This is a genomic window from Azospirillum sp. B506, from assembly GCF_000333595.1.
In the GTDB taxonomy this organism is placed as follows: Bacteria; Pseudomonadota; Alphaproteobacteria; order Azospirillales; family Azospirillaceae; genus Azospirillum.
In genome coordinates, this window is the sequence record NZ_BADK01000568.1 from 1 (window position 1) to 11,410 (window position 11,410).

4 protein-coding genes are annotated in these 11,410 nt (G+C 70.1%); all 4 read right to left on the bottom strand.

Annotated features, from left to right (window positions below):
• Positions 1-6,675, bottom strand: a 6,675-nt coding sequence (locus I71_RS39815) for a calcium-binding protein (RefSeq protein WP_280109888.1), incomplete at its 3' end; no start/stop codon positions are given.
• Complete coding sequence (locus I71_RS39820) at positions 6,654-8,876, bottom strand: hemolysin (RefSeq protein WP_280109889.1); 2,223 nt, start codon at positions 8,874-8,876, stop codon at positions 6,654-6,656. The genes I71_RS39815 and I71_RS39820, both read right to left, overlap by 22 nt.
• A complete protein-coding gene (locus I71_RS39830; RefSeq protein WP_244433881.1) occupies positions 8,831-8,977 on the bottom strand; it encodes a hypothetical protein in 147 nt (48 codons plus the stop codon). Before I71_RS39830 ends, I71_RS39820 begins: the two co-directional genes overlap by 46 nt.
• Entirely contained in the window at positions 8,974-11,190 is a 2,217-nt protein-coding gene (locus I71_RS39835) for an Ig-like domain-containing protein (protein WP_042695977.1), read from the bottom strand. Before I71_RS39835 ends, I71_RS39830 begins: the two co-directional genes overlap by 4 nt.
• Between the last annotated feature and the right edge of the window lie 220 nt (positions 11,191-11,410).

Sequence of the window (11,410 nt, forward strand, 5' to 3'; positions counted from 1 at the left end):
GCCGGAATCGCCGCGGCTGTCGATCAGGTCGTTGCCGTCGCCGCCATACATCGTATCCCAGCCGGTATCGCCGATCAGCGTATCGTCGCCGCCATAGCCATAGATGGCGTCGTCGCCGCCCCGGCTGTTGATCCAGTCGCCGACATTGTAGCCCTGCAGGATTTCGCTGGCATTGGTCGCATCGGTCTCCAGCGCGATGTCGGTGCGGGTCAGCTCGAAACTGCTGCCATCGGCGAAGGCCAGCCGCTCGACGAAGGAGCTTCCGTCGCCCGCCCCGCTGAAACGGCCCGTCACCACGATCTCGTCGGTCGGCCGTCCACGGAAGCGGATATAGAGGTCATTGCCGAAGCGCGCGAAATAGAGGTCGCCGCGGCCAATGCCGGGACCGAACTCGATCCGGTCGAGGCCGGCGCTGTCGGTGATGGTGTCGCGCCCGTCGCCGACGCGGTAGACATAGACGTCGTTGCCGCTGCCGCCGCGGAGAGAGTCGGCACCGGTCCCGCCATCGATGGTGTCGTCGCCATCCTCGCCGTCGATGCTGTCGTTGCCGCCACCGCCCGACAGGCTGTCGTCGCCGATGCCGCCAAGGATCACATCGGAGCCGCCGCCGCCCAACACGGTGTCATTGCCGTCGCGGCCCTGGATCACGTCCTGCGCACCGTCGGTGCCGGGATCGTCGCGCCCGTCGATCAGGTCGTTGCCCGTCCCGCCGTCGATCGAATCCGATCCGGTGCCGCCAATCAGCGTGTCGTCACCGGCATAGCCCAGGATCGTATCGTTGCCGGCCGTCCCCTCGATCCGGTCGCCGACATTGTAGCCCTGGAGATACTCCGCCGCGCCGGTTCCCACCGTTTCCAGCGCGATGTCGGTGCGGGTCAGCTCGAAGCTGCTGCCATCGGCGAAGGCCAGCCGCTCGACAAAGCTGGTCCCGTCGCCCTCCTTGAAGAAGCGGCCGGTCACCACGATCTCGTCGGTCGGCCGTCCGCGGAAGCGGATGTAGAGGTCGTTGCCGAACCGCGCGAAATAGAGGTCGCCGCGGCCGATGCCGGGACCGAACTCGATCCGGTCGAAGCCGGCAGAGTCGATGATGGTGTCTCGCCCGTCGCCGATCCGATAGACATAGACGTCGTTCCCGGTGCCGCCGTCCAGCGTGTCGTTGCCGGTGCCGCCAATCAGCGTGTCGTTGCCGTTGCTACCGCTCAGCCGGTCGTCGCCGTCCTGCCCCAGCATCACGTCGTCGGTCGCCGTTCCGGTCAGCAGATCGCCGCTGCCGCCGCCCAGCACCGCCAGTTCGCCCAGCGGCATCGTCGTGCCGTCGGCGAAGGTCAGCCCGGCCAGACCACTGGTGCCGTCGCTGGCGGAGAAGTGGTTGACGATGCGGATCTGCCGGCCGGTGGCACGGACCTGCACGATCAGGTCGCCGCCGGAGCGCGACAGCACCACATCCTTCCAATCGAGTCCGCTGGGCATCCCGACGATGTCGCCGCTGCCGGGGAACACCATCAGGTCGGTGGCAATGCTGTCGAAGCGGAAGACCGACGGCCCGTCGCCGCCGATGAAGACATTGCCCGCCCCCAGATTCCACGGCGCGCCGGACGAGAAGGTGACCTGATCCAACTGGTTCTGGAAATGGTTGACCACCAGCACGTTGACCGTGCCGTCGGCCGACAGGATGCGCAGGTCGTCATGCTCGCGCACCAGCCGCAGGTTGGCCGGCGGGATGCCGGCGGTGAAGACCAGCCGGTTGTCGTCACCCGCCGGATGGATCGTCACCGGGCCGCTGTTGGTCGCCACGCTGTAGGCATTGTTGCCGCGGCTGCCGATCAGGATGCCGTTGCCGGCGACCGACCAGCTCTGCCCGTCGGCATAGGCGATGGTGGCGAGGCCGGAGCCGCTGCCCGCCACCCCGGTGGGACCGAAATGGTTGACCGCCACCAGATCGATGCTGCCGTCGTCGGTGAAGATGTGCAGGTTGACGCCGTCCCGCTCCATCCGCACCAGCGCCGGGTCGATGCCGGGGCCGAAGCTCAACCGGTCGGTGCCGCCGCCGGGGAAGATGTATTGCCGGCCCTGGCCGGGCAGCACGGTGAAGTCGTCCGTCCCCTGCTCGCCGAACCTCACATTGTCGCCGAAGACGTCCAGCGTGAGGCCGCCGTTGAAGGTGATGGCGTCCAGCCCGCGCGACAGACCGTCGGTGGGTGCGGTGAAGTGGTTGACGACGCGCACGACGCGCCCGCTGCCGATGAAGGCGACGACCAGATCGACGCCATCCTGCCGCAGGGTGACGTCGCCGGGCGAGACGTCGGGGCCGAAAACGATCTGGCTGCCGCCGCCGCCGGCATGGATGATCTGGCTGGCCGGGCCGGTCTTGCCGATGGTGAAGCGGTCGCCGCCGCCGCCGCCGATCAGGGTGTAGGGGGACGACAGGTCGAAGGTCCGCCCGTCGGCGAACTCCAGCTTGCCGACACCGCCGAAGTAATTGAGGACGGTCACCACCTGCTGCGTGCGGTCGATGAAGACCTGCAGGTCGGACCCGGTGCGGATCATCCGCACCTCCGTGCTGTCGACGTCACCGAAGACCACGCGGTCGCCGCCTTCGGCATAGATGGTCTTCGACCCGCTGGTCTCGCCGACCAGGAAGGTGGTCGGACCCTGGCCGCCGAACAGCAGCCCGTCGCCGGTCAATGGCAGGATGGAACCGTCGGGGCGCGTCAGCGACTCCATCGGCGTGCCGGCGAAATGGTTGACGATGGTCAGCGCGTCCGCAGTGCCGTCGATGGTGATGCGCAGATTGTCGCCGACGCGCGCCACGCGGATCTTGGATCCGTCCACCGTGTCGACGAAGCGCAGGGTGTCGTCGCCCATGCTGTCGGGATAGACGATCATGTCGCCCATGCCGCGCTGGATCACGAACTCGTCATGGCCGGAGCCGCCGATCAGCACCTTGCCGCCCTGGATGTTCCAGGTCGTGCCGTTGTTGAAGACCAGATCGCCGATGCCGTTCATGGCGAAATGGTTGACGACGATCATCTCGGTCGGCTGGCCGACGATGGTCAGGTGCAGGTCGTTGCCGACGCGCACGATGCGGGTCTTGCCCGGATCGGCGTCGATGGACAGATGCTGACCGGGAGCGCCCGGATAGATGTACGTCGCACCGGCCGGAATCGTCTCCGCCCCGCTGCCGCTGATGAAGACGTTGGTGCCGGCGATCGGCCAGATCACGCCGTTGGGGAAGACGATCTGCGGGATCGTCACCACGCCGCCGGTGGCAAACTGGTTGACGATGGTCATGCTGTCGGTGCCGGCGGTAACGCGCAGATCGTTGCCGATCCGGGTCAGCCGCACCGTCGAGGGATCGATGCCGGGGGCCACCTCGATGCGGTCGGCGCCCTGGCCGCCGCCGCCATAGACCACCACCGGTCCCATGCCGGACGCCAGGACGAAGCGGTCGGCGCCGTCGGTGCCGATGCGGGCATTGGGGCCGCCCACCGTCCAGATCTTGCCGTCGGCGAAGGCGATGTCGCGCGCCTCGTTGCCGAGGAAATGGTTCAGCACCTTGACCGAATCGCTGCCGTCGCGCAGGACGATCTCAAGGTCGTCGCCGCTGCGCCGCACCAGCGTGTCCAGACTGTCGAAGCCAGTGTCCAGCCGCAGCCGGTCGCTGCCGCCGCCAGGGAACAGCGAGACGTGCCCGATGCCGGGTTGGGCGGTGAAGGTGTCGGTGGCGCTGGTGCCGACCAGGATGCTGGCGCCCCAGATGTTCCACGTATCGCCGTCGATGAAGCGCAGCGTGTGCACGCCGCCGCTCGCCCCGCCGGAAAAGTGGTTCAGCACGGTCAGCTTGTCGGGCAGCGTGCGCAGGCCGATCACCAGATCGTCGCCCACCCGCTGCATGGTGACGCTCGCCTTGTCGATGCCGGGGCCGATGACGATCTGGTCGTTGCCGCCGCCGGGCAGGATCGACTTCGAGCCGCCGCCGAGCGTCAGGGTGTAGCTGTCGTCGCCGGCCCCGCCGATCAGCATGGCCGGGTCGGACAGGTTCCAGAAGCGCCCGCCGGCATAGACATTCTCCAGCAGCGACGCGCCCCAGCCGGTGGCAAAATGGTTCAGCGCCGTCACCTTGTCGGCGGACCCCTTCACCGAAATGACGAGGTCGTCGCCGACGCGGGTAAACTCCAGCTTATCAGCGCCGATGGCCGATCCGAGATTGAGCGTGTCGACCCCCTTGCCGGCGAACAGGGTGACCGCCCCGTCGCCCGGCTTGAAGGAAAACACGTCGCCTGTGTCGCCGCCGATACGGAATCCGGCACCGGCATCCAGCGGCCACGCCGTCCCGTCGGCGAAGGTCAGGCTGCGCAGCACGCCGTTGCCGGCACCGGTGTCGTTGAAATGGTTCAGCACCACCACCCGGTCGTCGGCGTTGCCGATCTGGATGACCAGCGTGTCGCCGTCGCGGCGCAGCGCCACCTGCGACGGGACGATGCCGGCCGCCAGGACCAGCCCGTCGCGGCCGCCGCCGGTTGCCAGCACGCGCTCGCCCAGGCCGGCGCCGACCTCCACGCGCTCGTCGGCGGCGGTGCCGGCGATCAGGCGGGTGTTGTCGATGGCCCATTCGGTACCGTCGCCGAAGCGGATGGTCCGGTAGCCGTCCGGATTGCCGTCGAAATGCTGCTTGATCAGCCAGGAGGCGCCAGTGCCGTCATAGGAGAGGCGCAGGTCGTCGCCCTTGCGGGTCAGCCGCATGCGGTCGGGATCGATGGTCGTCGCGAAGGCGATGCTGTCGGCACCGGCGCTGCCGTAGAGAATCGTCTGCCCGCCATCCAGCCCGAAGACCACACGGTCGTCGCCACTGCTGCCGATGCGGATGTCGTTGCCGCGTACGCGCCAGCGGGTGCCGTCGGCCAGCTCGATCGCCTCCACCCCGCCGTTGCCGGCACCGGCCAGCGCCTCGGCCGAGAAATGGTTGAAGAGCAGCAGCGAGCGGTCGGTGCCGGCGATGCGGATCTCCAGGTCGTCGCCCTTGCGCGACAGGCGCAGGTCATCGGCGGTCACATCGGCGCCGAAGCGGATGACGTTGACGCCGGCATCGGCATGCAGGCTGTGGCTGGCGAATCCGGGCTCGATGGCGACGGTGTCGTCGCCGGTGCTGCCCAGCAGCAGGTCACCACCCCACACCGGCCAGACCACGCCGTCGGCGAACTGGATTTGGCGGACGCTGCCCTCCCCCGCCCCGGCGGCGCCATTGGCGGCGAAATGGCCCATGATGGTGATGCGGTCGCGGGCATAGCCATCCTCGCCGGCCGGGCCGCCCTGGGCGTCGAACAGGATATGCAGGTCGTCGTCGATCCGCACCAGATGCGCGATCTCGTGCCGGAAGCCGGAGCCGAGCCGCACCGTGTCGTTGCCGCCCTCGCCGAACACCACCACATGGCCGGCACCCGACGGCGCGGTGAGGACGTCATCCCCCGCCGTGCCGGTGACCACGAGGTCGCCGAACATCCGCACGCCGTCCTGGACATGGACCGTGGTCGAGCCGCGGCTGTACAGGTTGTACAGGACGGAGCCGACGGTCTCGGTGCCACCGCGCTTCCAGCCGGATTCCTTGAAGGTCACCAGATCGTTGCGGTCGCCGGTGACGTAGAGCGGCGCCCCGCCGGTGTCGGCCAGGATGCCCTGTTCGTTCAGGATCAGGGTCTGGCGGCCCGGATGGGTCAGGTCGATCATCTCGATGCCATGCACCCCGCCGGCATCGGCGCCGGTGACGACCAGCCGCTCCCCCTCGAAACGCAGGGTATCGAAGCCGCTGCCGCCATCCAGGCTGGCAAATCCGTCGTCCAGCACCCGCAGAGTGTCGTCGCCGGCCCCGCCGGACAGACTGTCGGCCCCGCCGCGACCATCCAGATAGTTGGCGGCGCCGTCGCCGGTCAGGCTGTCGGCAAACCCGGTTCCGATCAGGTTCTCCACCCCGTCGAGCCGGTCGCCCTCGGCATCGCCGCCATGGCCGATGCCGGTGGCGAGGTTGACCGACACCGCCGCACCGGACGCCGAATAGTCGGCGGTGTCGATTCCGGCCCCGCCGCTCAGGCTGTCAGCCCCTGCACCGCCGATCAGCGTGTCGTTGCCGCCGCCGCCGCGCAGACGGTTGGCCCCGCCGTCGCCGGTCAGCTGGTCGGCGGCGGCCGAGCCCGTCAGATTCTCGATCCCGATCAGCAGGTCGCCTGCGGCGTCACCGCCGGCCGCGGTTCCATCGGCAAGGCTGACCGTCACCCCCGCCGTCGAACCGGTGTAGTCGGCGGTGTCCGATCCGTCGCCACCGATCAGCGTATCGGCCCCGGCGCCGCCACGCAAGTTGTTGTCTTGCGCGTCGCCGGTCAGCAGGTCGGCGCGGGCAGAACCGATCAGGTTCTCGATGCCGATCAGCACATCCCCGTCCGCTGTGCCGTCCAGCCCGGTCCCCGCCGCCAGATCGACCGTCACCGCCGCGCCGGACGCCGAATAGTCGGCGGTGTCGCTGCCGGCCCCGCCGATCAAGGTGTCGGCACCGGCACCGCCCACCAACGTGTCGTTGCCACCCGCACCGTCCAGGACATTGGCCCCGCTGTCGCCGGTCAGCCGATCACCCGGAGCGGAGCCCGTCAGGTTCTCGATGCCGCTCAGCCGGGTCGCCCTGCGCATCGCCGCCCGAGCCGGTGCCGCTCGCCAAACTGACGGTCACCGCGGCGCCCGGAGGCCAGATACTCCGCCGTGTCGACGCCGTCGCCGCCGATCAGCGTATCCGCCCCGCCCAGCCCGGCCAACGTGTCGTTTCCGCCGCGCCCGTCGAGCTGGTTGGCATTTGCATCGCCGGTCAGCCGGTCGTCCTGGTTGGAGCCGAACAGATTCTCGATGGCGGACAGCACGTCTCCCTCGGCATCGCCGCCCCTACCGGTGCCGCTGCTCAGGTTCACCTCGACGCCGCCGGCCGACGCCGCGTAATCGGCTCCGTCGATGCCATCGCCACCGATCAGCATGTCCGCCCCGGCCCCGCCGGACAGCCAGTCATCCCCGGCACCGCCGTCCAGCAGGTTGCCGCCGGCGTCGCCCGACAGGCGGTCGGCAGCGGCGGATCCGGTGACGTTCTCGATTCCCGACAGCAGGTCACCTTCGGCATCGCCGCCGACGCCGGTTCCCGCCACCAGATCGACGGTGACGCCGTCGGCCGACGCCGAATAGTCGGCGGTGTCCGTCCCGTCGCCGCCGGTCAGCGTATCGGCGCTGCCCAGCCCGGCCAGCGTGTCATCCCCGGCACCGCCGTCGAGCAGGTTCACCCCACCGTCGCCGGTCAGCCGGTCGCCCTGGGCGGAACCGGTCAGGTTCTCGATCCCGGACAGCAGGTCGCCCTCGGCATCGCCGCCCAGCCCGGCACCGCTCGACAGGTCCACCGCCACGCCTGCGGCGGAGGCGGAGTAATCGGCGAGGTCGATCCCATCGCCACCAAGCAGCATGTCGGCCCCGTCCAGTCCCGCCAGGGTGTCGTCACCGCCCGAGCCATCGAGGACATTGGCGCCGGCATCGCCGGTCAGCCGGTCACCGAAGGCGCTGCCGGTCAGATTCTCGATGCCGCTCAGCCGGTCGCCTTCGGCATCGCCACCGGTCCCGGTTCCGCTGGACAGATCGACGGACACCCCATCGGCCGACGCCGAATAGTCGGCGAGGTCGATGCCGTAACCGCCGATCAAAGTGTCGGCCCCGCCGAGCCCGATCAGCGTGTCGTTGCCGCCGCGGCCGCCCAGCAGGTTGGCCTTCTCATCGCCCACCAGCAGGTCGCCCTGGTCCGAGCCGGTCAGGTTCTCGATTCCGGACAACAGGTCGCCTTCGGCATCGCCGCCGGCCGCCGTTCCCACCGTCAGATCGATGGACACGCCACCGGCCGACGCCGAATAGTCGGCGGTGTCGCTGCCGGTGCCGCCGATCAGCGTATCCGCACCGCCGCCACCCGCAAGCGTGTCGTCCCCGGCACCGCCATCCAGGACATTCGCGCCGCCGTCGCCGGTCAGGCGGTCGTCATGGGCCGACCCGGTGAGGTTCTCGACCCCGGACAGCAGGTCGCCCTCGGCGTCGTCACCAAAGCCAGTCCCGGCCGCCAGATCGACCGCGACGCCGGCACCGGAAGCCGAATAGTCGGCGGTATCGGTCCCCTCGCCGCCGACGAGCGTATCCGCGCCGCCGGCCCCAACCAGCAAATCGTCGCCCGCGCCACCGTCGAGGAGGTTCGCGCCGGCATCGCCGCTCAGCCGGTCGTCATGGGCGGAGCCGGTCAGGTTCTCGATCCCGGACAGCACGTCGCCTTCGGCATCGCCGCTGGATCCGGTGCCGGCAGCCAGATCGACCGTCACCCCTGCGCCGGATGCCGCATAGGTTGCGGTGTCGATGCCCGCGCCGCCGTCGAGCCGGTCCGCGCCGCTGCCGCCGTCCAGCAGGTCGTCGCCCGCGCCGCCCGACAGGCTGTCATCCCCGGCTCCGCCGGCAAGGCTGTTGTCCCCGCCGTCGCCGGCCAGCGTGTCGGCGCCGCCACCGGCCAGGATGGTCTCGATGCCGGAGACACGGTCGGCCATCCAGCCGCCGTGGCGCACCTCGCCGGTCTGCAGATCGATGGAGATCGCGTCGCTTTCCGCCGAATAGTCGGCGATGTCGATGCCGTCGCCGCCGATCAGGACATCATTGCCGCCGCCCCCTTTCAGCAGGTCGTTGCCCGCGCCGCCCAGCAGGGTATCGGTGCCCAGCCCGCCGACCAGCGTGTCGTCGCCGTCGCCGCCATCCAGATAGTCGCCGTTGTAATCACCGCCCACCGTCAGCCGGTCGTTGCCGGTCCCGCCGTACAGAGTGTCGCTGCCCACCCGCCGTCGAGCGTGTCGTTGCCGGCACCGCCGTCAAAGCGGTCGTCGCTCCACACCCCCTCGCCATCGGTCACCAGATCGTCGCCATCGCCGGCCGTCACACGTCGCGGCCACCGCCGCCGAGGATGGTGTCGTGGCCGCTCCCGCCCTCGATGATGTCGTCATTCTCGCCGCCGTCGATCCGGTCGTCGCCGGACCCGCCGCGGATGCTGTCGGCCCCGGTGCCGCCGCTGATGACATCGTTGCCGCTGCCGCCGTCGAGCGTGTCGCTCACGTCGCCGCCCAGCAGCGTGTCGTTGCCGCTGCCGCCAAAGAGCGTGTTGGCGTCGGTACCGCCATCCAGCAGATCGTCGCCCATGCCGCCCTGGAGCAGGTCGGCGCCGCTGCCGCCGAACAGGCTGTCGTTGCCGGTCCCGCCGTCCAGCGTGTCGTCCTCGCTGCCACCATCCAGCACATCGTCGCCGGAGCCGCCGAACAGCCGGTCGCTCTGCGATCCGCCGCGGAGCGTGTCGGCACCGGACCCGCCAAGCAGGCTGTCCTCGCCCCAGTCGCCGTTCAGCACATCGTCGCCGGCACCACCCAGCAGCGTGCCGCCGCCGCCACCGCTGCCCAGCGTGTCGTTGCCGGCACCGCCGTCCAGCGTCTCCGCCCGCCAGTCGCCGGTCACCGCGTCGTTGCCGCCGCTCTCATTGCCGCCAGTCCGGGCCTCGCCGGCCTCCTGCGCCTGCTCGTCGGCCGGCAACCGTCCCTCGACATCGGCGGCGCCATCGTTCCGGGCGGCGGTAATGCCGATGTGGAAGACCCTGTCGGTGCTCAGCCCGGCGGCATCGGTGACGCGGACGGTCACGGCATGGGCCGGCGCGCGCAGGTAATCGAGATCTGCACCGGCAGCCACCGACAGGACGCCGGTCGCCGCATCGATGACGAAACGCCCGCCGGCATCGTCGGTCAGGCTGTAGGCCAGTGCATCGCCATCGGGATCCTGGGCATGGGCGGTGCCGACGACGGTGCCGGCCGCCGCATGATCGGCAACCGAAGCGCCGTCGAGCGCCGCTGCACCCGGCGCATCGTTGACGGCGGCCAGCGCCACGGTGACGGTCTGGGACGAGACGCCGCCGCGCCCGTCCGACACCTCGATGCGGAAGCTGTCGCCGCCGGCATAATCGGCATCGGGCGTATAGATGAAACGGCCATCGTCCCCCAGGACGAGGCTGCCATGGGCCGGCCCCGCGCCAACGCCGTAGGACAGCGGATCGCCATCGGGATCGGTCGCCCCCACCGACCCGGCGAGCGGCGTATCCTCGGTTCCGGTCAGGGACTGGTCGCCCACCACCGGCGCCCGGTTGGGTGGCGCGACGGCCATGCCGGCCAGATCGCCGACCGCCACCGTCCGGCCGTCCACCGTCACCTCCAGCGCGTTCCAGTTGCTGGCGGCCACGCGGATCGCCTGACCGCTGAAGATCCGGCCGTCGTCGCCATGGCTGCGGATGAAATCGGCCAGCGCGACGAGATCGGCGGCGACGGCGGCCGTCACCTGTCCGGCGGACAGCGCCACGCGCAGCCGGTCATAGCCCGCCCCGCCGTCGAGCGTGTCGTTTCCGGTCTGATCGGCCCCCTTCTGATCGGACAGCACATGGTCAAGCAGGTCGTCTCCGCCGCCGGCCTGAACCAGATCGGCCCCGGTGCCGTCGGCCAGCCGGTCCGCCCCCATGCCGCCGACCAGCGTGTCGTCGCCCTCGCCACCGTCGAGAACGTCGCCGCTGTAATCGTTGCCCACCGTCAGCCGGTCGTTGCCGGCCCCGCCGATCAGCGTGTCGCTGCCGAAGCCGCCATCCAGCGTGTCGTTGCCGGCCCCGCCGTCGAAGCGGTCGTCGCTCCAGACGTTGTTACCGTCCGTCACCAGGTCGTCGCCGTCGCCGGCCGTCACCACGTCGCGGCCGCCGCCACCCAGGATGGTGTCGTTGCCGCCGCCGCCGTCGATGGTGTCGTCATTCTCGCCGCCGTCGATGCTGTCGGCCCCGTCGCCGCCCGCGATCAGGTCGTTGCCCGTCCCGGCGGAGATCACGTCGTCGCCGGCACCGCCGTCCAGCGTGTCATTGTTGCTGCCGCCCAACAGCGTATCGTTGCCGGCTCCGCCGAACAGGCTGTTGTTCCCCGTCCCGCCATCCAGCCGGTCGTCGCCGTCGCCACCGTCCAGCCAGTCGTTGCCATCGCCGCCCAGCAGCGTGTCGTTGCCGGCCCCACCGCTCAGCGTGTCGGCGCGCCAGTCGCCGTTGAGCAGATCGTCGCCGTCGGTGGTCACGGTGCTGGTCATCGGCTTGTTCTCCAGATCGGTCGGCCCGGTTGTTCCGGGCCTTGGCTGTGGGGTCGGGACAGGAAAGGTTCGGGACTCAGCGCTCGCGCATCGCCTCGTGGACATGGGCGAGCACAGGGGAGAGCAGGTAATCGAGGACGCGGCGGCGGCCGGTCTTCACCTCCGCCGTCACCGCCATGCCGGGGGCGAGCGCGATGTCCTCGCCGGTCTCGCCGCGGAT